19 protein-coding genes are annotated in these 20980 nt (G+C 71.6%); 10 read left to right on the forward strand and 9 right to left on the reverse strand.

Translation table 11 applies throughout. The features are described 5' to 3' along the window. The 3 genes from BM424_RS19880 (at position 1) to BM424_RS19890 (ending at position 2311) form a co-directional block, all read left to right on the forward strand. Positions 1 to 435 (forward strand): hypothetical protein, encoded by a 435-nt coding sequence (locus BM424_RS19880; RefSeq protein ID WP_093420289.1) that lies wholly within the window; start codon positions 1 to 3, stop codon positions 433 to 435. Positions 436 to 754: 319 nt separating this feature from the next. Beyond that, the gene (locus tag BM424_RS19885; protein ID WP_175548180.1) at positions 755 to 1075 is read left to right on the forward strand and encodes an STAS domain-containing protein; all 321 of its coding nucleotides are present in this window, start codon (positions 755 to 757) and stop codon (positions 1073 to 1075) included. Between the two features lie 36 nt (positions 1076 to 1111). Beyond that, complete coding sequence (locus BM424_RS19890; RefSeq protein ID WP_245775994.1) at positions 1112 to 2311, forward strand: hypothetical protein; 1200 nt, start codon at positions 1112 to 1114, stop codon at positions 2309 to 2311. Here the strand turns inward: BM424_RS19890 and BM424_RS19895 are convergent. From BM424_RS19895 to BM424_RS19920, 6 genes are all read right to left on the reverse strand, one after another. Next, positions 2308 to 3135 carry a methylenetetrahydrofolate reductase gene (locus BM424_RS19895; RefSeq protein ID WP_245775995.1) on the reverse strand — a complete coding sequence of 276 codons (828 nt, stop codon included), beginning with the start codon at positions 3133 to 3135 and terminating at the stop codon, positions 2308 to 2310. The genes BM424_RS19890 and BM424_RS19895 overlap by 4 nt on opposite strands. Continuing rightward, entirely contained in the window at positions 3132 to 3755 is a 624-nt protein-coding gene (locus BM424_RS19900; RefSeq protein WP_093420294.1) for an MBL fold metallo-hydrolase, read from the reverse strand. Before BM424_RS19900 ends, BM424_RS19895 begins: the two co-directional genes overlap by 4 nt. Before the next feature lie 105 nt (positions 3756 to 3860). Beyond that, positions 3861 to 4451, reverse strand: coding sequence for a sarcosine oxidase subunit gamma (locus BM424_RS19905; RefSeq protein WP_093420297.1), 591 nt, complete (start codon positions 4449 to 4451; stop codon positions 3861 to 3863). Continuing rightward, positions 4444 to 7260, reverse strand: coding sequence for a sarcosine oxidase subunit alpha family protein (locus BM424_RS19910; protein ID WP_093420299.1), 2817 nt, complete (start codon positions 7258 to 7260; stop codon positions 4444 to 4446). The genes BM424_RS19905 and BM424_RS19910 overlap by 8 nt, the downstream gene beginning before the upstream one ends. Beyond that, the gene (locus BM424_RS19915; RefSeq protein WP_093420302.1) at positions 7257 to 7520 is read right to left on the reverse strand and encodes a sarcosine oxidase subunit delta; all 264 of its coding nucleotides are present in this window, start codon (positions 7518 to 7520) and stop codon (positions 7257 to 7259) included. Before BM424_RS19915 ends, BM424_RS19910 begins: the two co-directional genes overlap by 4 nt. Before the next feature lie 11 nt (positions 7521 to 7531). Continuing rightward, entirely contained in the window at positions 7532 to 8761 is a 1230-nt protein-coding gene (locus BM424_RS19920) for a sarcosine oxidase subunit beta family protein (RefSeq protein WP_093420304.1), read from the reverse strand. A 434-nt stretch (positions 8762 to 9195) separates the two neighbouring features. Between BM424_RS19920 and BM424_RS19925 the strand changes: the two genes are divergently transcribed. The 4 genes from BM424_RS19925 to BM424_RS19940 all read left to right on the forward strand — a co-directional run bounded on the left by BM424_RS19925 (position 9196) and on the right by BM424_RS19940 (position 15163). After that, a complete protein-coding gene (locus tag BM424_RS19925) occupies positions 9196 to 11661 on the forward strand; it encodes a GcvT family protein (protein WP_093420307.1) in 2466 nt (821 codons plus the stop codon). A gap of 111 nt (positions 11662 to 11772) precedes the next feature. Continuing rightward, positions 11773 to 13125 carry an L-serine ammonia-lyase gene (locus BM424_RS19930; RefSeq protein WP_093420310.1) on the forward strand — a complete coding sequence of 451 codons (1353 nt, stop codon included), beginning with the start codon at positions 11773 to 11775 and terminating at the stop codon, positions 13123 to 13125. 10 nt (positions 13126 to 13135) lie between these two features. Then, on the forward strand, positions 13136 to 13969 hold the full coding sequence (purU, locus tag BM424_RS19935; protein ID WP_093420313.1) for a formyltetrahydrofolate deformylase: 834 nt from the start codon (positions 13136 to 13138) through the stop codon (positions 13967 to 13969). A 45-nt stretch (positions 13970 to 14014) separates the two neighbouring features. Then, a complete protein-coding gene (locus BM424_RS19940) occupies positions 14015 to 15163 on the forward strand; it encodes an aromatic ring-hydroxylating oxygenase subunit alpha (protein ID WP_093420316.1) in 1149 nt (382 codons plus the stop codon). Between the two features lie 51 nt (positions 15164 to 15214). Here the strand turns inward: BM424_RS19940 and BM424_RS19945 are convergent, their stop codons facing one another. After that, positions 15215 to 16645, reverse strand: coding sequence for an MFS transporter (locus BM424_RS19945; protein WP_093420318.1), 1431 nt, complete (start codon positions 16643 to 16645; stop codon positions 15215 to 15217). 328 nt (positions 16646 to 16973) lie between these two features. Between BM424_RS19945 and BM424_RS19950 the strand changes: the two genes are divergently transcribed. Both BM424_RS19950 and BM424_RS19955 read left to right on the forward strand, forming a co-directional pair. Then, positions 16974 to 17321: a bifunctional 3-phenylpropionate/cinnamic acid dioxygenase ferredoxin subunit gene (locus BM424_RS19950; RefSeq protein ID WP_093420321.1), complete on the forward strand. Its 348-nt coding sequence runs from the start codon at positions 16974 to 16976 to the stop codon at positions 17319 to 17321. Beyond that, positions 17321 to 18484, forward strand: a complete 1164-nt coding sequence (locus tag BM424_RS19955) for an NAD(P)/FAD-dependent oxidoreductase (protein ID WP_093420323.1) — start codon at positions 17321 to 17323, stop codon at positions 18482 to 18484. Before BM424_RS19950 ends, BM424_RS19955 begins: the two co-directional genes overlap by 1 nt. A gap of 8 nt (positions 18485 to 18492) precedes the next feature. Here BM424_RS19955 and BM424_RS19960 read toward each other — a convergent pair whose 3' ends face one another. Then, the gene (locus BM424_RS19960; RefSeq protein ID WP_425442040.1) at positions 18493 to 19149 is read right to left on the reverse strand and encodes a GntR family transcriptional regulator; all 657 of its coding nucleotides are present in this window, start codon (positions 19147 to 19149) and stop codon (positions 18493 to 18495) included. Positions 19150 to 19390: 241 nt separating this feature from the next. Between BM424_RS19960 and BM424_RS19965 the strand changes: the two genes are divergently transcribed. After that, on the forward strand, positions 19391 to 20317 hold the full coding sequence (locus tag BM424_RS19965; protein ID WP_093420328.1) for an aldo/keto reductase: 927 nt from the start codon (positions 19391 to 19393) through the stop codon (positions 20315 to 20317). 37 nt (positions 20318 to 20354) lie between these two features. Here BM424_RS19965 and BM424_RS19970 read toward each other — a convergent pair whose 3' ends face one another. After that, a complete protein-coding gene (locus tag BM424_RS19970; protein WP_093420331.1) occupies positions 20355 to 20948 on the reverse strand; it encodes a TetR/AcrR family transcriptional regulator in 594 nt (197 codons plus the stop codon). Between the last annotated feature and the right edge of the window lie 32 nt (positions 20949 to 20980).

A 20980-nucleotide genomic window follows, 5' to 3' on the forward strand; every position in this document is an offset into this window, starting at 1 on the left:
ATGCGCCGGAGTTGCGCGCTCGCCCTGGCGGCCGGAGTCGCCGCCCTCGCGCTGGGCGGTTGCGGGACGGAGGACCCCGCACCGGAACCCAAGGCCGTGGAGAAGCAGGGCACGCCCGGCCTGCCGAAGGGCGTGTCCGTGGCCACCGACGTGCCGGTGGACGTGCCCAACAACCCCGAAGTCCGCAGGAACGTCCAGCTCGCGCGGTGCGAGAAGACCGAGACGGGCTGGCGGGCCGCGGGCACCGCGCGCAACCCCGGGCAGCGGGCGAGCACCTACGCGGTCACGGTGTTCTTCACGACCGACACCGCCACGGTCATCGGCACCGGCGCGGCCCGGGTCGACGTGCCCGCGGGCGGGAAAACCGACTGGGAGGTCGCGGCCGACTTCACGGCCCCGGACAAGACGCTCTGCGTGCTGCGCGGCGCGGGCTGAGGCCCGGCGGGCGACTCGGTGCGCGGTGCGACCTTTCGCGAGGGTAGGTACTCTCGCGTGAACCGTCGGTTGAGCTCACGACCGCTGTCGTTCCGCTGCGGGAACGCGCGCGAGGCGCACCGGACGCGCCGGTCTCCCCACCGGTGCCCGGCTCCCGGGTGCGCGCGGGACGAACTCCTGTTCCTCCGGGGCGCGAACGCACGCGCCCGCGCAACGGCACGAGGGGGTAGTGGTGTCCAACGCCGACAGTCCGGGCCCGGTGCCGCCTCAGCGGGGCGGTTCCCGGCGCGCGCCGGGGCCGGCGCCCGGGGCGTTACGGGTGCGCGTGTTCCAGCCCGGTGAGGGCGTCGTGGTCGTGCAGGTCGAGGGCGAGCTGGACCTGGCCGCGCGGAACCTGCTCACCGGCCCGCTCAACGAGCAGCTGGAAGCCGCGGTGACCGTGCTGGTGCTCGACCTCTCCCACGTCACCTTCATCAACTCCGAGGGCGCGGCCGCACTGGTCGAGGCGCGTCGTCTCGCCGAGGGGCGGCGCACCGAGCTGGTGCTGGTCTCCTCCCGCGCCGTCGACCGCCTGCTGCGGCTGCTCGAGCTCACGGGCCGCTTCAACTACGCGGCCCGCGAGGAGTCGTCGGCCCGATGAGCCATCCTGGAGGGGACGATCACGGAGAGGAGGAGCATGAGCGACCAGGACGACGCCCCGGAGGAGGACGCCGAGCAGGAGGACGCCGAGGCGGTCGACTCCGGACAGGGGGACCAGGACCAGGACGAGGGGGAGCGGCTCGCCGAGCGCGGTGAACCCGAGGAGGGCACCCCGGACCGGCGGCTCGGGCTGATCGCCGACCCGGACATGCCCGAGCAGGTCACCCGGCGCCTGGCCGACGATCTTCCCGAACTGCTCGGCGACGAGCAGCACTCCTGGGCCGTGGAGGTCGACGTCGACCCGGTGACCGCCGGCAGGCGCAGCACCCGCGACATCCTGGCCTCCACCCGCGAGCGGATGGACGAGCACAGCTGGGACCACGCGGTGTGCCTGACCGACCTGCCGGTGCGCGCCGACGGCAAACCGGTGGTCGCCGAGGCCGATGTGGACCGCGGGGTGGCGGTGGTGTCGCTGCCCGCGCTGGGCGGCACGGGCGTGTACCGGCGGGCGCGGCAGGTCGTGCTGCAGATCGTCGACGAGCTCACCGGCCGCCGGGGCGGCGGCGACAACCGCTACGGCCTGGACAGCGGCCCGGCCCGGCTGCTGGCGCCCGTGCTGCGCCGGGAGCTCGATGAGGACCACGAGGCCGACGTCCGCTACAGCACCACCCGCAGGCGCGGCCGAATCCGGCTGCTCAGCGGCATGGTGCGCTCCAACCAGCCCGCGCAGCTGGTGTTCGGGCTGCGCAGCGCGCTGGCGGCGGCCGTGGCCACCAGCGCCTTCGGGTTGTCGTCGAGCACCATCTGGCAGATCGGCGACCAGCTGGGCGTGGTGCGGCAGGTCATCGCCGCGGTGGTGTCGGTGGTGCTGCTGGTGTTCTGGCTGATCAGCGCGCACGGGTTGTGGGAGAAGCCGCGCCGCGGCGGTGATCGCGAGCAGGTGCTGCTGTACAACACCTCCACGGTCGCGACGCTGACCATCGGGGTCGGCGTGATGTACGTCGGGCTGTTCGCGATCAACCTCGCCGTGGCGCTGTTCATCGTCCCGCCGAACCTGCTGGCCAGCAGCCTCGGACACCCCGCCGACTTCACCCGCTACCTCGCCCTGGCGTGGGGTTTCACCACGATGGGCGTGATCGCGGGCGCCCTGGGCTCAAGCCTCGAATCCGACCGGGCCGTCCGGCAAGCCGCTTACGGCTACCGCGAGGAACAGCGCCGCAACGAGCAGGAGCACTAGAGCTTCGCGAGCTGCTTCTGGCGCCAGCGCTCGGTTCCTTCGACGTCGTTGAAGGTGAAGACGTGGAACCCGCTGATGGCGTTGGTGGGGTCGAGGATCTGGTCGGACAGGGCGCCGACGAGCTTGTCCGGGCGGTATCCGCTGGGCAGGAAGAACCGCCAGAACATCGCCGACTGCTTGGCCAGGAACCGCGCGGACTGGCCGAGTCCCAGGCCCGCGGAGACGCGGATCAGCTTCTGCCGGTTCACGCAGCCCGGGATGCCCACCCGCACCGGCGTGGTGATGCCGTCGGCGTGCAGGCGGCCGGCCCAGTCGACGGTGGTGGCCGGGGTGAAGCAGAGCTGCGTGACGATCTCGTGGGCGTGATCGGCCTTGCGCCGCAACGCTTCCGAGATCACCGCGTCCGGGATCGTGCCGTGGCCCTCCGGGTAGCCGGCGATGCCGAGGTGCGCGAAGTCGTGCCCGGCCTCGGCGAGGGCGAGCAGCAGGCTCTCGGCGTCGGGGAACTCCCCGGCGGGCTCGGCGGCGTCCCCGCCGATCACGAACAGCCGCCGCACGCCCGATTCCAGCAGCCGCGCGGCGATCTCGTCGAGCTCCGCGCGGTCGCGCACCAGGCGGGCCGCCAGGTGCGGGGCGGCGGTGTAGCCGTTCTTGCTCAGCCGCACCGCCAGGTCCAGCGTCGGTTCCAGACCCCGGGCCTCGGTGGTGGTGATGGTCAGCGGCACGTCGCAGGGCACGTGCGCGAGCACCTTCTCCTCGGTGCTGCGGAACGGCAGCACCTCGTAGGAGGCGTTGCGCAGCGCGGCCGCCAGCGCCGCGCTCACCGCGCCACCCACTCGTCGAACTGCGCCACGACCTCGGCGATCGTGGTGCTCGGGCCGTGACCGGGGTGGACCCGGGTGCGCGGTGGCAGCGGCAGCAGCCGGTCCCGGATCGAGTCGATGATCGCGTCCCGGTCGGAGAACGAGCGCCCGGTGGCGCCCGGCCCACCGGCGAACAGGGTGTCGCCGGTGAACACGGTCGCCAGGTCCGGGCTGTACAGGCACACCGACCCCGGCGTGTGGCCGGGCGTGTGCATGACCTGCACGCTCAACCGTCCGATGTGGAACGTCTGGCGGTCCACCAGTCGCGCGTCGGGCTGCCGGGCCGGGTGCGTGAGCTCCCACACCGGCCGGTCGGCCGGGTGCAGGTGGACCGGCGCGGCCACGGCGTCGGCCAGGTCCGGGGCGACGCGCACGTGATCGTCGTGGGCGTGGGTGAGCAGCACCGCCACCACCTCGCGGCCGGCGACCAGCTCGCGGATCGCCTCGACGTCGTGCGGTGCGTCGATCACCAGGCACTGGTGGGCGTCACCGACGACCCACAGGTTGTTCTCCACCTCGTGGACCTCGCCGTCGAGGGAGAACTTGCCCTCGACGACGGCGTGGTCGATGCGGATGCTCATCGAAAGGTCACCACCGAACGCAGCTGCACCGCGGTCCGGCTCGTCGAAGACCGCTTCGCGGCCATCCTAAGCGCGGACTCGCACCGTCCGACCGGGGCCGTCACCTCAAGGCTCCCGGTACTCGGCCGCGGCGTCGCAGAGCCAGTCGGCGAGGTAGCGGGCGAAGGAGGCGCGCACGAACACCCAGTAGGACGGCGGTTCGGCGTCGCGGCCGACCAGCAGCACGCCGGTCCGCGCCAGCAGCGTTTGGGCGCAGGAGTCCGGCCCGAACGCCCGCCGGTGCAGGTCCAGCGCGCAGCCCTTCGCCAGCAGCTCGGGCGCTTTCGGCCCGCTGACCTGCAGGATCGTGCGGTGCGCTGAGACGTCGACCACGGCGCCGTGCTCGTCGCCGAGCGCGTCGGTGAGCGTGCTCTCGAGCTGCTCGGTCTCGCCCTCGGGTGCCACCAGCAGCCACTCGTCGGGCCCGAGCCAGGCCACCAGCAGCCGCTCGGTGCGGGCCACCTGCCCGGCCTGGTTGGGCAGCATCACGCCCAGCGCGGTGCCGATGCGTTCCGCGGCGGGGCTTTTCGGGTCGACGCGGAGCGTGACCTGAGTGGTGAAGGCCACTTCCGACAGGGTCAGGGTTGCGGGGACGGAGGCGTCGGCCAGCGCCTCGGCGCGGGCGGCCAGCGGGGATTCGCCGTAGGGCTCAGCCATCGCGGCGGGCTCCTTCCTTGTCGTAGAAGACCGGTTCGGTGATCTCCACGGGCACCAGGCGGTCCCCGACGTGGCTGTAGATCGTCTGCCCGATGCGGTCGCGCCCGCTCTTGACCAGGGCCAGGGCGAAGGGGCGACCGAGCGCGGCGCTGCGGTAGCTGGAGGTGACGTGGCCGAGCATCGGCACCGGCGGTTCCGGCAGCAGCTCGGTCTCCACCAGCTGCGAGCCCTCCGGCACGACGGCCTCGTCGGCCGGCGGCAGCAGGCCCACCAGGTGCTTGCGGTCGGAGCGGGCGGTGTCGGCGCGGCTGAACGAGCGCATCCCGAGGAAGTCGTCCTTCTTCTTCGACACCGCCCAGCTCATCCCGAGGTCGTGCGGGGTGACGGTGCCGTCGGTGTCCTGCCCGACGATCGGGAAGCCCTTCTCGGCGCGCAGCACGTGCATCGTCTCGGTGCCGTAAGGCGTGATGCCGTAAGGGGTTCCGGCGTCGTGCAGGGCTTCCCACACCTCGCGGCCGTACCAGCGGGGCACGTTGATCTCGAAGGCGAGCTCGCCGGAGAAGCTGATCCGGCACACCCGAGCGCGCCTGCCCGCGACGATGCCGTCCTCCCACGCCATGAACGGCAGCGACTCGTTGTCCAGCGCGATGCCGGAGGTCACCTGCGCCAGGACCTCGCGGGAGCGCGGCCCGGCCAGCGCGATCGTGGCCCACTGCTCGGTGACCGAGGTCAGGTGCACCCGCAGGTGCGGCCACTCGGTCTGCAGCCAGTCCTCCAGCCACTCCAGCACGCCGGCCGCGCCACCGGAGGTGGTGGAGATGAGGTAGCGGTGCTCGCCGGTGCGCATCACCGTGCCGTCGTCGAACACCATCCCGTCGGCGGTGCACATCAGCCCGTAGCGGATGCGGCCGACCTTCAGGGTGCTCATCTTGTTGGTGTAGACGAGATCCAGGAACTCGGCGGCGTCCGGTCCCTGCACGTCGATCTTGCCGAGCGTGGACACGTCCTGGATGCCGACCCCGGTGCGCACGGCCTCGCACTCGCGCAGCACCGCGGCCTCCATGTCCTCGCCGGGCTGCGGGTAGTACCAGGGCCGCTTCCACTGGCCGACGTTCTCGAACGGCGAGCCCTGCTGGACGTGCCAGTCGTGCATGGCGGTGACCCGGATCGGGTCGTAGAGGTCGCCGCGGTCGCGTCCGGCCAGCGCCGCGAACGCGACCGGCGTGTAGGGCGGGCGGAACGTGGTGGCCCCGACCTCGGAGAGGTCCACGCCCAGCAAGTGGGCGATGACGCCCGAGGACAGGATGCCGGAGGTCTTGCCCTGGTCGTGGGCGGTGCCGATGGTGGTGAACCGCTTGATGTGCTCCACCGAGTCCATCCCGGCCCCGACGGCCTTGCGGACGTCGGTGACGGTGGCGTCGCGGGCGAGGTCCACGAACTGCTCGGCCTCGTCCACCCCGGTCAACAGCCAGGTGGGCTGCGGCGGGACGGTCGGGCGAGCGACGGCGGTGGGCACCTCGGCGAAGTCGGCGTCGAACCCGGCGTCGCGCGCCGCGTCGCTGCCGGCCTCCGACCCGGTGCGCAGGCAGTCGTAGGTGCCGAGAACGCCTGCGGCGGCGCCGATCGAGCGCACCCGCTCGGCGCTGCGGTCGGGCACGAACGCGCCGATCTCCTCGCTGTAGCGCAGGGTTCCGCGCGACTGGCTGTGCAGGTGCACGGCGGGGTTCCAGCCGCCGGAGACCAGCAGCACGTCGCAGTCGAGCTCGCGGGTGGTGCCGTCGTCGAGGCGCTGCAGCGTCGCCCCGGTGACGCGCTCGTCGCCGGAGGTGCCGATCAGCCCGCAGCGGTGGTGGATGGGGATGCCGCGCTCGACGCAGCGCGCGGCCCACGCCGTCGACACGATCGGCCGGACGTCGACGATCGCGGCGATCTCGACACCGGCGTCGTGCAGGTCGATCGCCGCGGCGTAGGCGCTGTCGTTGGTGGTGAAGGCGACCGCGCGGCGGCCCGGCAGCACGCCGTAGCGGTGCAGGTAGGTGCGGGCGGACCCGGCGAGCATGATGCCGGGCCGGTCGTTGCCGGGGAACACCAGCGGCCGCTCGTGGGAACCGGTGGCCAGCACGACCTCGCGGGCCCGGATGTGCCAGGTGCGCTGCCGGATCGGCGAGTCCTCGCCCTTGTGCTCGACGGCCACCAGGTAGTTGTGGTCGTAGTGGCCGAACACGGTGGTGCGCGGGAGGACCGTGACCTCCGGTGCTTCGGTCAGCTCGGCCACGACGCGGGAGATCCAGTGCGCCGCCGGGCGGCCGGACAGCTCCTCGCCGGAGCCCAGCAGGCTGCCGCCGAACTCGGTGCCTGCGTCGGCGACGATCACCCGCGCGCCGCTGCGGGCGGCGCTGAGCGCGGCGGCCAGCCCGGCCGGTCCGGCGCCGACGATCAGCACGTCGCAGTGCGCGTTCGTCGCGTCGTAGCGGGCCGGGTCGGGTTCGGTCGCCAGCCGCCCCTGCCCGGGCAGCCCGGTGGCGGCCAGGCCGTCGCGCAGCTCGACGGTCGTGGCGGTCAGCATCGGCTCGGGGAACGGCTCGTCGATCTGCACCAGCGCGTTGGGTTCCTCCGGGCCCGCGGCCATGATCCCGCGCGGGCGCCCGTGCTTGATGCTGGTGGTGACCTGGTGGACGCCGTTGGCCAGCAGCGCCGAGGCCAGCGTGTCGCCCTGGTAGCCGGTGTAGTCGCGCCCGTCGTAGCGGAAGCGCAGCACGCTGTCCCGGTCGATCCGGCCGCCTTCGGGGAGCCTGAACTCGTCGCTCACCTCGTCACCGCCCTGTCGTCGTGGAGGATCTCGTTGGTCCGGGTGTCCCGGCGGATGTCGAACCAGCGGCGGCAGCCCGCCTGGTGGTTCCAGCGCTCGGCGAACACGCCCTTGGGGTTGGCGCGGAAGAACAGGAACTCCGCCCAGTCCGCGTCGGACGTCGCGTGCGGCTCGGCGGGGTAGGACACCTCGGCCTGACCGCCGTAGTGGAACTCGGTCTCGTTGCGCGGCCCGCACCACGGGCAGGGGATCAACATCATGGCGGTCTCCTTCAGTGCGCCACGCCGGCGGCGCCGTGCTCGTCGACCAGGGCGCCGGTGGTGAAGCGCTCGAGGCCGAAGGGGGCGTTGAGGGGGTGGGGTTCGTCGTGGGCGATGGTGTGGGCGTAGCACCAGCCGACGCCCGGCGTGGCCTTGAAACCGCCTGTGCCCCAACCGCAGTTGATGTAGAGGCCGTCGAACGGGGTGAGGCCCATGATCGCCGAGGCGTCCGGGGTCACGTCCACGACACCGGCCCAGGTGCGCAGCACGTGCGCGCGGGCGAACATCGGGAACAGCTCCACGGCGGCGGTCAGCTCGCGCTCGATGGTGTGGAACGAGCCGCGCTGGCCGTAGGAGTTGTAGGCGTCGATGCCGGCGCCGAGGACGAGTTCTCCCTTGTGCGCCTGGGAGACGTAGACGTGCACGGCGTTGGACATGACCACCGTCGGGTGCACGGGTTCGAGCAGTTCGGACACCAGGGCCTGCAGCGGGTGGCTCTGCAGCGGCAGCCGCAGCCCGAGCTCGTCGGCCAGCACCGAGGTGTGCCCGGCGGCGGCGAGCGCGACCTTGCCGGTGGCGATGTCGCCGCGCGTGGTCCTCACCCCGACGATCCGGTCGCCGATCCGGTCGAAGCCGGTGACCTGGCAGTTCTGCACCAGGTCGACGCCCATCCGGTCCAGCGCGCGGGCGAATCCCCAGGCGACGTGGTCGTGCTTGGCGATGCCGGCCCGCGGCTGCCAGGTGGCGCCAAGCACGGGGTAGCGCAGGTCGGGGGAGGTGTTGAGGATCGGGCAGATCTCGGCCACCTGCTGCGGGTCGAGCCACTCGGCGTCGATGCCGTTGAGCCGGTTGGCGCCGACGCGGCGGACGCTGTCGCGGACCTCCTGCAGCGAGTGGGCGAGGTTGAGCACGCCGCGCTGGGAGAACAGCAGCGGGTAGTCCAGCTCCTCCTCCAGGCCCTCCCACAGCTTCAGCGCGTGCTCGTAGAGCCCGGCGCTCTCGTCCCAGAGGTAGTTGGAGCGGATGATCGTGGTGTTGCGGGCCATGTTCCCGCCCGCCAGCCACCCGCTCTCCAGCACCGCCATGTTGGTGATGCCGTGGTTGACCGCCAGGTAGTAGGCGGTGGCCAGGCCGTGGCCCCCGCCGCCGACGATCACCACGTCGTAGGACGGTTTCGGATCGGCCGAACCCCAGAGCCAGTCCGGGTGCTCGGGCAGATCGGCACCGGGTGTTCGAGGCATGAGAGCCCTCCGTTCGAGATGCGGGAGCGAGTGCTCAACAAGGGGGAGAGGCGCTGAAAGCCAACTGACATATCAGATGGACACCAAGGTAACAGCGAACGCCGCCCGGTCAACCCCTCGTGCCCCATCCGGTCGAAAACCCCGGTTTTCACGCGTCGAAAACCCCGGTTTTCGCGCGATGGATGTTGCGGTTTTTGACGGGGGTGGGGGTGTTCGGTCGCGGTGGTGGGGGAATTTTCGGGTCACGTGTTGACCGCGGGGGTGTGGGCGCTTACCTTGATGCGCAGTTGATATATCAGTCCTCCATCAGAGGTCGCTGATCCCCTCGTCTCGGTTCCGCCGTCCGGCGGAACTCCCTCTCCCGCAACGTCTTTCCGCCTCGCCGGAGGCGGGACCCCCAGCTTCAGACTCCGCCGCTCCGTTAGGAGATCAGCATGAGCACGAGTCCTCGCGTCGTCATCATCGGAGCCGGGATCGTGGGTGCGAACCTGGCCGACGAGCTCACCAGCCGCGGGTGGAACCAGGTGACCGTCCTCGACCAGGGACCGCTGCCGCTCACCGGTGGTTCGACCTCGCACGCGCCCGGGCTCGTCTACCAGACCGGTCCGTCGCAGACGATGACCCGGTTCGCCACCTACACCGTCGAGAAGTTCCTGGAGCTCGACGACGACGGCGACCGCTGCTTCAACCAGGTCGGCGGCCTGGAGATCGCCACCACCCCCGAGCGCCTCGCCGACCTGCACCGCAAGCAGGGCTGGGCCACCTCCTGGGGCGTGCCCGGCGAGGTCATCGGGCCCGACGAGTGCGCCAAGCTGCACCCGCTGCTCGACGCCGACCAGGTCCTCGGCGGCTTCCACACGCCCACCGACGGCCTCGCCAAGGCCGCGCGGGCCGTGGTCGCGCTGGCCCGGCGGGCCGTCTCGCGCGGGGCGCGGTTCCGCGGCGCGGTGACCGTCACCGGCATCAACCACAGCGGCGGCCGGGTCACCGGCGTCGAGACCGACCACGGCGAGATCCCCGCCGACATCGTCGTGTCCTGCGCCGGGTTCTGGGGGCAGGCGATCGGCGAGATGGTCGGCATGACCGTGCCGCTGCTGCCGATGGCCCACCAGTACGCCAAGACCGCGCCGCTGCCCGAACTCGCCGGGCGCAACGACGAGCGCACCGAGGCCAACCTGCCGATCCTGCGCCACCAGGACCGCGACCTCTACTACCGCGAGCACGTCGACCGGCTCGGCATCGGCACCTACGCCCACCGCCCGATCCCGGTGCGGCTGAGCGACCTGCCGCAGGACGGCGAGACCTCCGAGCGGGCGATGCCGTCGATGCTGGCGTTCACCGAGGAGGACTTCGCGCCGTCCTGGGAGCACAGTAAGCGCCTGCTGCCCGCGCTGGAGACCGCCGAGATCGAGACCGGGTTCAACGGCGTCTTCTCCTTCACCCCCGACGGGGGACCGCTGGTCGGGGAATCCCCGGACGTGCAGGGGTTCTGGGTCGCCGAGGCCGTGTGGGTGACGCACTCGGCCGGCGTCGCGCGGTCGGTGGCGCAGCTGCTCGTCGACGGCCGCAGCGAGATCGAGCTGCACGGCTGCGACGTGCACCGCTTCGACGAGATCGAGACGACGCCCGACTACGTCGAGGAGACCTCCTCGCGCAACTTCGTCGAGATCTACGACGTCAAGCACCCGCTGCAGCCCAAGTTCTCGCCGCGCGACCTGCGGGTCAGCCCCTTCCACGCCCGGCAGAAGGAGCTCGGCGCGGTGTTCCTGGAGGCTCACGGGTGGGAGCGCCCGCACTGGTTCGAGGCCAACGCGCCGCTGGTCAAGGACCTGCCGATGGAGTGGCAGCCGCCGTCGCGGGACGCCTGGTCGGCGATGTTCCACAGCCCGGTCGCCGCGGTGGAGGCCTGGAAGACCCGCACCGCCGTCGCGCTCTACGACATGACCTCGTTGAAGCGGCTGGAGGTCAGCGGGCCCGGAGCGCTGGCGTTCCTCGACCGGATGACCACCAACAAGGTGGACAAGTCGGTCGGGTCGGTGACCTACACGCTGATGCTCGACGAGGCCGGCGGCGTGCGCAGCGACCTCACCGTCGCGCGGCTGGGCGAGCAGCGGTTCCAGATCGGCGCCAACGGCAACATCGACCACGAGTACCTGCGGCGCAACCTGCCCGACGACGGCGGCGTGACGATCCGCGACATCACCGGGGGCACCTGCTGCATCGGCGTGTGGGGACCGCTGGCCCGTGACCTGGTGCAGCCGCTGAGCGGCGACGACCTCTCGCACGAGGGGCTGAAGTTCTTCCGCTGCAAGCAGATCCGCATCGCCGGCATCCCGGTGACCGCCATGCGGGTGTCCTACGTCGGTGAGCTGGGCTGGGAGCTCTACACCAGCGCCGAGTACGGGCAGCGGCTGTGGGACGTGCTGTTCGAGGCCGGGCGCGACCTCGGGGTCGTGGCGGCCGGGCGGGCGGCGTTCAACAGCCTGCGGCTGGAGAAGGGCTACCGCGCCTGGGGTGCGGACATGACCACCGAGCACAACCCGTACGAGGCCGGGGTCGGGTTCGCGGTGCGGATGAACAAGGGCGACTTCGTCGGCCGCGACGCGCTGGCCGGGATCGACCCGGACGCGGTCGAGCGGCGGCTGAGCTGCCTGACCGTCGACGACGGGCGCAGCGTCGTGCTCGGCGCCGAACCGGTTTTCGTCGACGGCGAGCCCGCCGGCTACGTCACCTCGGCGGCGTTCGCGCACACCCTCGGCACGCCGATCGCCTACGCGTGGCTGCCGTCCTCGGCGATGCCGGGGACCCGGGTCGAGATCAAGTACTTCGACCGCATGATCGCCGCGACCGTCGCGGCCGAGCCCCTGGTGGACCCCGAGATGCACCGCATCCGCCGCTGAGTTCCGGGAGCGGGGCAGTTTTTCCTCGAATCACCCATGATCGATATCCGTTTTGTCCGGGTAATTCGAGGAAAAACTGTCTCCTGCCCCCACCTACCCCCGGGAGCACCCATGACTCTGTCCGTCTTCGACTTGTTCAAGGTCGGCATCGGGCCGTCGAGCTCGCACACCGTCGGGCCGATGCGGGCGGCGCACCTGTTCGTCGAGCACCTGCGCGCCACCGGCGCGATGGCCCGGGTCGCGCGGGTGCGCTGCGAGCTGTTCGGCTCGCTCGGCGCCACCGGGCACGGGCACGGCAGCGTCAAGGCCGTGGTGCTCGGGCTGACCGGCGAGCAACCGCACCTGGTCGACCCCGTCGCGGTCGAACCGCAGGTCGCCGCGGTGCGGGAGGAGCACCGGATCAGCCTCGGCGGCGAGCACAAGATCGCCTTCGACCTCGACCGCGACGTCGTGCTGCACCGCCGCAAGCGGCTCGACTTCCACAGCAACGGCATGGCCTTCGAAGCCCTCGACGACGACGGCGCCCGGGTGGTGCGCCGCGAGTACTACTCCGTCGGCGGCGGTTTCGTGCTCGACGAGGACGACACCGGCAACCCGGTCCTCGTCGAGGACGCCACCCCCGTCGCCCACCCGTTCCGCACCGGCGCCGAACTGCTCACCCAGGCCGCGAGCCTCGGCCGCATCAGCGACGTCGTGCTGGCCAACGAGGCCTCCTGGCGGCCCGAGGCCGAGACCCGCGCGCACCTGCTGCACCTCTGGCAGGTGATGCGCGAGTGCGTCGACCGGGGCACGCGCACCGGAGGAGTGCTGCCCGGCGGGCTCAAGGTCCGCCGCCGGGCCCGGGACCTGGCCGCGAGCCTCGACGAGCACGCCGACCCGATGGAGTGGGCGACCCTCTACGCGCTGGCGGTCAACGAGGAGAACGCCGCGGGCGGCCGGGTCGTCACCGCCCCGACCAACGGCGCGGCCGGCATCGTGCCCGCCGTCCTGCACTACGCCCACCGGTTCCTGCCCGGCTTCGACGACGACCACGCGGTGCGCTTCCTGCTCACCGCGGGCGCGGTCGGCGTGCTGTTCAAGGAGAACGCCTCGATCTCCGGTGCCGAGGTCGGCTGCCAGGGCGAGGTCGGCTCGGCCTGCTCGATGGCCGCCGCCGGGCTCGCCGAACTCCTCGGCGGCACCCCCGAGCAGGTGGAGAACGCCGCCGAGATCGGCATCGAGCACAACCTCGGCCTGACCTGCGACCCCGTCGGCGGGCTGGTGCAGATCCCGTGCATCGAGCGCAACGCGGTCGCCGCGATCAAGGCCATCACCGCGGCCCGGATGGCGCTGCGCGGCGACGGCGAGCATCACGTGTCGCTGGACAAGGCCATCAAGACGATGCGCGAGACCGGCGCCGACATGAAGGACAAGTACAAGGAGACCGCGCGCGGCGGACTCGCGCTCAACATCGTGGAATGCTGAGGAGAATCCCGTGACGTTCACCCTCACCCTGAGCTGCCCCAACCGCACCGGCATCGTCCAGGCCGTCAGCTCGTTCCTGTTCGCCCACGGGTGCGACATCGGCGAGTACCGCCAGTTCGACGACCCGGTGCGCGGCCGGCTGTTCCTGCGCGTGCAGGCCACCGGCGAGGACACCGACCACCTGTCGCGCGAATTCGCCTCGGTGGCCACCGATTTCGAGATGGACTACGCCTTCCACCCGGATCGCCCCGCCCGCGTGCTGGTGATGGTGTCCAAGCTCGGCCACTGCCTCAACGACCTGATCTACCGCTGGCGGGCGGGCGCGCTGGGCGCCGAGATCGTCGCCGTGGTCTCCAACCACGAGGACCTGCGCCCGATGGCCGAGGCCGCGGGCCTGCCGTTCCACCACGTGCCGGTCACGCCGGAGACCAAGCCGGAGGCCGAGGCGCAGCTGCTGCGGCTGGTCGACGACCACGCCGCCGACCTGGTCGTGCTCGCCCGCTACATGCAGGTGCTCTCCGACCAGACCTGCAAGGCGCTGCACGGCCGGGCGATCAACATCCACCACTCGTTCCTGCCCGGGTTCAAGGGCGCCAAGCCCTACCACCAGGCCTACGAGCGGGGCGTCAAGCTCGTCGGCGCCACCGCCCACTACGTCACCCCCGACCTGGACGAGGGGCCGATCATCGAGCAGGAGGTCATCCGCATCGACCACACCCACGACCCGAAGGCCCTGCAGACCGTCGGCCGCGACGCCGAAGCGCTCGCCCTGTCCCGCGCGGTGCGCTGGTACTGCGAGCACCGCGTGCTGCTCAACGGCACCAGCACCGTCGTCTTCCCCTGAAACCCCTTCCCGTGCCCCGGAAATCCCCTGCGCCGAGGAGAAACCATGACCACCGGTGAGCTCCCGACCACCGACCTGTCCGACAACGCCCTCCCGGAGAGCCTGCGCGAGACGCTGCCCGGCCACTACTACACCGACGAGGGGATCTTCCGCCTGGAGCAGGCGACGATCTTCGAGTCCGGCTGGTTCTGCGCGGTGCTCAGCGCCGACCTCGACAAGCCCGGCAAGTTCGAGACCGTCCAGATCGGCCGCGAGAGCGTGCTGGTCACCCGCAACCGCTCCGGCGAGATCCGCGCTCACCTCAACGTGTGCCGGCACCGGGGCGCGCGGCTGTGCACCGAGGAGTCCGGCGAGGTGCGGCGGTCCTTCCAGTGCCCGTACCACGCCTGGACCTACTCCTTCGACGGCGATCTGATCGCCGCGCCGAACCTCAACGCGATGGACGACGTGGACCGCACCCAGTACGGCCTGCACCGGGTGCACGTGCGCGAATGGCTCGGCTACGTGTGGTTGTGCCTGGCCGACGAGCCGCCGTCGTTCGACGACACCGTCATCGCCGACGTGAGCAACCGGCTCGGCACCCCGGACGCGATCGTCGGCTACCAGGTCGCGGATCTGAAGCTGGGCAAGCGGATCGAGTACGACGTGAAGGCGAACTGGAAGCAGATCGTCGAGAACTTCATGGAGTGCTACCACTGCGCGACGATCCACCCGGAGCTCACCGAGGTGCTGCCGGAGTTCGCCGACGGGCTGGCCGCGCAGTACTTCGTCGGCCACGGCGCCGAGTTCGGCGAGGACGTCGAGGGCTTCACGGTCGACGGCTCGGCGGGTCTGGCGAAGCTGCCGGGCGTGAGCGAGGAGCAGGACCGCCGCTACTACGCGATCACGGTGCGCCCGCAGGTGTTCATCAACCTGGTGCCCGATCACGTGGTGTTCCACCGGATGTTCCCGCTCGCGCCCGACCGGACGCTGGTGCGCTGCGACTGGCTGTACCTGCCGGAGGTGGTCGACTCCGGCGCCGACATCGACCGCTCGGTGGAGTTGTTCCACCGGGTCAACCAGCAGGACTTCGACGCCTGCGAGCGCTGCCAGCTGGCGATGGACTCCCGCTCCTACGCCTCCGGCGGAGTGCTGGTGCCCAGCGAGCACCACATCGCCGAGTTCCACGACTGGGTGCGCGAGCGCATCGGCTGATCCCGGCCACGAAAGAGGCCCCGCACCTCGGTGCGGGGCCTCTTCGCGCGTTCAGCGGGGGAGTTCCAGCGGGACGCCGTCGTCGGACAGCGGGGGAGGCGGCAGTTCCGCGCTGGAGGTCAGTGGGGCGGCCCCGTCGAGGGGCTTGCCCGCGTGCTCGCGCAGGAAGTGCGTGGCGGCGACGCCGATGACGCCGGCCCCGATGAGGTAGTAGCCCGGCCAGTCCAGGTTGCCGGTCGCGGTCACCGCGGCCTCGATGATGGTCGGCGCGGTCCCGGCGAACAGCGACACCGCGAGGTTGAAGATGACCGCGAGGCTGCTGTAGCGGATCATCGTCGGGAACAGCGCGGGCAGCGTGGACGGCGACACGGCCGCGAAGCACAGCAGGCACAGGCCGATGATGAGCAGGCCGAGCACCTGGGCCACCGGGCCCTCGCGCAGCAGCCACACCGCGGGAAGCCCCAGCAGCACCAGGCCGACGCTGCCGGTCATGAGCACGGGTTTGCGGCCGATGCGGTCGCTGAGCCTGCCCACGCCGGTGATGGCGCACAGCATCACCAGCATGACCGCGACCTGCATCCCGGTGGCCGCGGCACCGGAGGTGGCGTGCTCGCCGTGTCGCTGCAGCGTGCTGGTCAGGTAGGTGGGCGCGTAGTTGGTGAGCACGTAGTTGGTGACGTTCCAGGCCACCACGATCCCGGCCGCCACCAGCGCCGGGGTGCGGTAGTGGCGGCGCACGATCTGCACCGCGCGCCGCGTGGTCATCGTGGCCAGCACGGGGGAGCGCTCCATGAGCTGCCGGAACGCGGGGGTGTCCTCCAGCCGGATCCGCAGGTACAGCCCCACGATCCCCAGCGGCAGGGCGAGCATGAACGGGATGCGCCAGCCCCAGGCGAGCAGCGCGTCGGTGGGCAGCAGCGCGATGACGGCGCCGCAGGTGCCCGCGCCGAGGGCGTAGCCGGCCAGGGTGCTGAACTCCAGCCAGCTGCCGAAGAACCCGCGCCGCCGGTCCGGCGCGTACTCGGCGATGAGCGTCAGCGCCCCGGTGTACTCACCTCCGGCGGAGAAGCCCTGCAGCATCCGCACGAGCAGCACCAGCAGCGGCGCCAGCAGCCCGACGGCGCCGTGGCCGGGGACCAGGCCGAGCAGCACGGTGGCGGCGGCCATCATGAGCACGGTCGCCGAGAGCACCTTGGTGCGCCCGTAGCGGTCGCCGAGGCGTCCGAACACGAACCCGCCCAGCGGGCGCATCAGGAACGCGGCGGCGAACGCGCCGAGCGTGTAGACCCCGGCCCACGGGCCGAAGTCGGGGAAGAAGACCTGGTCGAGGACTCCGGCGGCCAGGTAGGAGTAGATCCCGAAGTCGTACCACTCGGCCACGTTGCCGACGGCTGCCGCGCCGACCGCTCGCTGGACCGTGCGCTCCTCTTGCACGACAGGCGGTCTCAGGCCTCGGCGAGGCCGTCTGGGGCGATCGGTCATGGGGCTCTCCCGGGTGCGACGCAGCGCTGGGGGCCGCGGGTCCTCGTGGCGGCGTCGCGGTTGTGACCGCGATCGACTACTGATATATCTGTTGGCGAGAAGGTAAACCCTCGGCATCGCCGAATCAAGGCCTCAGTCACCCCACCGCTCCGCTGCCGGGGCCGCGACGCTTCCCTCCGCGGTCTCGCGATCACGCGCGCCCGCGTGCTTCCACCTGCGAAAACCTCGTGTTTCCTGCTGGATTTCCCCATTGACGAGCGGCCTGCGGACCCCCATCCTGTTGTTGCGCATAGCACGCGGTGTTCCGCTATCTGCAACAGGAGGCGTCATGATCTTGGTTGGTGAGCTGGTCGACCTGCCGCCGGGGGAGTCGGTTCGCGTGCACGGCGACGTGGCGATCGCGGTGTTCAACGTCGACGGCGAGCTCTACGCCATCGACGACACCTGCTCGCACCAGGACGCGTCGCTGTCCGACGGCTGGCTGGAGGGCTGTGCCGTCGAATGCCCGCTGCACGCGGCCTGTTTCGACCTCAAGACCGGGATGCCCAGCGGGCCGCCCGCCAAGAAGCCGGTCCGCACCCACGCGGTGACCGTCGAGGACGGCGTCATCTACGTGCACGAGTCCACCCGCGTCGAGGCCGGCGCCCCGAGCGCGCCCGCGGAGGAGGTCGTCTGATGCGGCACATCACCGTGGTCGGCGCCTCGCTGGCCGGCCTGTCGGCGATCCGCGCCCTGCGCGAGCAGGGCTTCGACGGCCGGATCACGGCCGTCGGCGACGAGGTGCACGCGCCCTACGACCGGCCGCCGCTGTCCAAGGAGTTCCTCGCCGGGACCGCGAGCGAGGACGACATCCGGCTCACCGACTCCGACGACGACGCGCTGGAGGTCGACTGGCTGCTCGGCCGGTCCGCCGCGGCGCTGGACACCGCCGACCGCGCGGTCGTGCTCGCCGACGGCACGCGCATCGGCACCGACGGCGTCGTGCTGGCCACCGGAGCCCGGGCCCGCACCCTGCCCGGCGGTCACCTGACCGGGGTGCACGTGCTGCGCGGCCTCGACGACGCGCTCGCGCTGCGCGCCGACCTCGTGCCCGGGGCGCGCGTGGTGATCGTCGGCGCGGGGTTCATCGGGGCCGAGGTCGCCTCGACCGCCGTCGGCCTCGGGTGCGAGGTGGACGTGGTCGACAACGGGCCGGTCCCGCTGCGGCGGGCGCTCGGCGCGGAGATGGGCGAGATCTGCGGGCGGCTGCACGCCCGCAACGGCGTCCGGGTGCACCCGCTGGCCGGCGTCGCCGAGCTCGTGGGCACCGCGCGGATCACCGCGGTGAAGCTGGCCGACGGGCGCGAACTGCCCGCCGACGTCGTCGTGGTCGGCATCGGCGCGGAACCCAACACCGAGTGGCTGTCCGGATCCGGCCTCGACGTGGAGCACGGCGTGCGCACCGACGCCGACGGCCGGACCGCGCTGCCGGAAGTCGTCGCGGCGGGCGACTGCGCCCACTCCTACCGCGACTACACCGCGCGCCCGATGCGGCTGGAGCACTGGACCAACGCCCTGCAGCAACCGGCCGCGGCCGCTGCGGCGCTGCTCGGCCGCGAGCACTCCGCGCCCGCGCACCACGCGGTGCCCTACTTCTGGTCCGACCAGTACGGGCACAAGATCCAGTTCGCCGGTCACCGCACCGAGGACTGCACCGTCCAGATCGAGGAGGGCGACCCGGAAACCGGCGACTTCCTCGCCCTCTACCTCGACGCCGCCGAAGAACCCGTCGGAGTCCTGGCCGTGGACCGGGCCCGCCCGTTCGGCCAGTGGCGCCGGAAGTTGGCCAAGCGCTTGTAGGCAGCGGCTCAGACCAGGGAGCGCATCGCCTTGTCGAAGTTCAGGACGTGCTCCCTGGCGAGCTGCTCGGCCTTGTCGGGTTGCTGCGCGGCGATGGCGCGCAGCAACGCCGAGTGCTCCATGACGTGGCTGTCGAAGTCCTGCATCCGGTCGAGGAACACGCAGAAGATCCGGGTGGCGAGGTTGTCGTAGCGGATCAGCGTGTCCTCGAGGTGCGGGTTGCCCGCGACGCGGTAGATCGTGCGGTGCACGTGCAGGTCCCAGCGCATGATCTCGTCGCGCTCCATCGAGCGGAGGTCCACGCCGTCGAGGTGGTCGACGAGCTCGCCGATCTCCTCCAGCTCCGCCTCCCCGGCGACCTCGGCGGCGCGCCGGGCGGCCAGCGGCTCCAGGTTCATCCGGATGTCGGAGATGTAGGCGAGGTCGGTGATGTCCACGGCCGTGGCGAACGTGCCGCGACGCGGGTAGGACACGACCAGCCGGTCGATCTCCAGGCGCTTGAGGGCCTCGCGCACGGGGGTGCGGCCGATGTCGAGCGAGCGGGCCAGCGCCGCGTCGTCGATGGCGGTCATCGGCGGGATGTCCAGCATGATCAGCCGGTCCCGGATGGCCAGGTAGGCCTTCTCGGCCATCGACAGGGCCGGTTGCTCCTCGCTCGCAGTCATCATCGCCTCGACTTCGGCAGAACGCGGTTCTGGCGCATCGCAATTCTGGTACATCAGTAGTATAGCAGAAAGCGGTCCGGAAAAGTTCGAATGATCCGGGTTATGCGATTGAAACCATTGCGCATCGTGATTTCCCGGTGTTCGACAGCGCGATTCGGCGATCCGCGCGTGGCGCTTCCCGCCTCGCCTGCGACCGCGGCGATACCGTCGCGTGGGAGCTGCGACGAGCGGAGGTGGCGAGATGGATGAGCGACGGCTGGGCACCGGCGGACCGGCGCTGTCGGTGATCGGCTTGGGCTGCAACAACTTCGGGATGAAGCTGGAGCTGGAGGATTCGCGCGCGGTGCTCGAGGCCGCGCTGGAGGCCGGGATCACGCACCTGGACACCGCCGAGATGTACGGCGGCGGCCGGTCCGAGGAGATCATCGGCGAATGCCTCGGTTCCCGGCGCGATGACGTGGTGATCGCGACGAAATTCACGCCCCGGCCCAAGGACGAGACCTACCGGCCGGGCGCGCTGGCCGAGCGGATTCGCGAGGCGTGCGAAGGAAGTCTGCGGCGGTTGCGCACCGATCGCATCGACGTCTACTACCAGCACTACCCGGACGCCGAGGCGCCCGAGGACGAGGCGCTGGAAGCGCTCGACGAGCTGGTGCGGGCCGGGAAGGTGCTGCACGTGGCGTCGTCCAACGTCTCGGCGCAGCAGATCGCGCGCTCGCAGGAGATCTCGCAGGAGCGGTCGTGGACGCGGTTCACCGGCACGCAGATCGAGTGGAACCTGCTCCACCGCGAGGTGGAGGCCGAGGTCGTGCCGGCCGCGCGGCGCAACGGCCTCGGGGTCGTGCCGTACTTCCCGCTGGCCTCCGGCCTGCTGACCGGGAAGTACCGCAAGGGCGCGGCCTTCCCGGAGGGCAGCCGGTTCGACAAGCTGAGCGCGCTGGCCGACCGGGTCGTCAGCGACGAGAACTTCGACGCGGTCGAACGCCTCACGGCCTTCGCCGAAGAGCGCGGTCACACGATCCTCGAACTCGCGGTGGCGTGGCTGCTCGCGCAGCGGGACGTCACCTCGGTGATCACCGGCGCCACCAGCCCGGACCAGGTCCGCGCCAACGTCGCCGCGGCGGGGTGGCACCTCAGCGCTGACGACCTCGCCGCGCTCCCGGCCTGAGGTCCGGAATCGCGGGGGTTTCGAGGGGAACCGCTCCTCACGCGCTCGCGATGGAGATCCAGGCGAGGGCCTGCTCCGCGGCCGTGGCGGCGCGCTCGTCGGTGTCGGATTCGCTCCAGGCGACCAGGGCGGCGACGGTCGCGGCCTGGTAGCCGCTGGCCAGGGCCATCGCGGCGGCCCGGGGCATGCCGGGGGTGCGGCCGGCGATGAACTCGGCGAGCTCCTCGATCCACGGGCGGTAGGCGGTGGGCGCGGTGCCGGCGAGCTCGGGTTCGGTGCACACCAGGCGAATCCAGTCCGGACCTGCCGGCGACATCGGATCGTCCGACATGGACGCGACGATCGCGCGGCGCACGGCGTCGTCGACCGGCACGTCGCCCGGCGTCTGCTCCAGCGCCTCGCGGAGCCGCCGGGTGGCGGTCGGCACGCCGACCCATGCGATGTCGGACTTGCGTGCGAAGTGGCGGACCAGCGTGCGGACGCTGACGCCGGTGGCCTCGGCGATGTCCTTCCACCCGACGGCGGCGTAGCCGCGCTCGCTCCACAGGCGGAACGTCGCGGCCGCGATGGCGGGGGGATCGAGCACGGTCGGGCGTCCGCGCTGCGGCGCGGGGGCGTCGCTGGGGGTCACGCGCCCGAGCCTAGTCGATCCCGATGCTGGTC

Source organism: Saccharopolyspora flava (assembly GCF_900116135.1).
GTDB classification, from domain to species: Bacteria; Actinomycetota; Actinomycetes; order Mycobacteriales; family Pseudonocardiaceae; genus Saccharopolyspora; species Saccharopolyspora flava.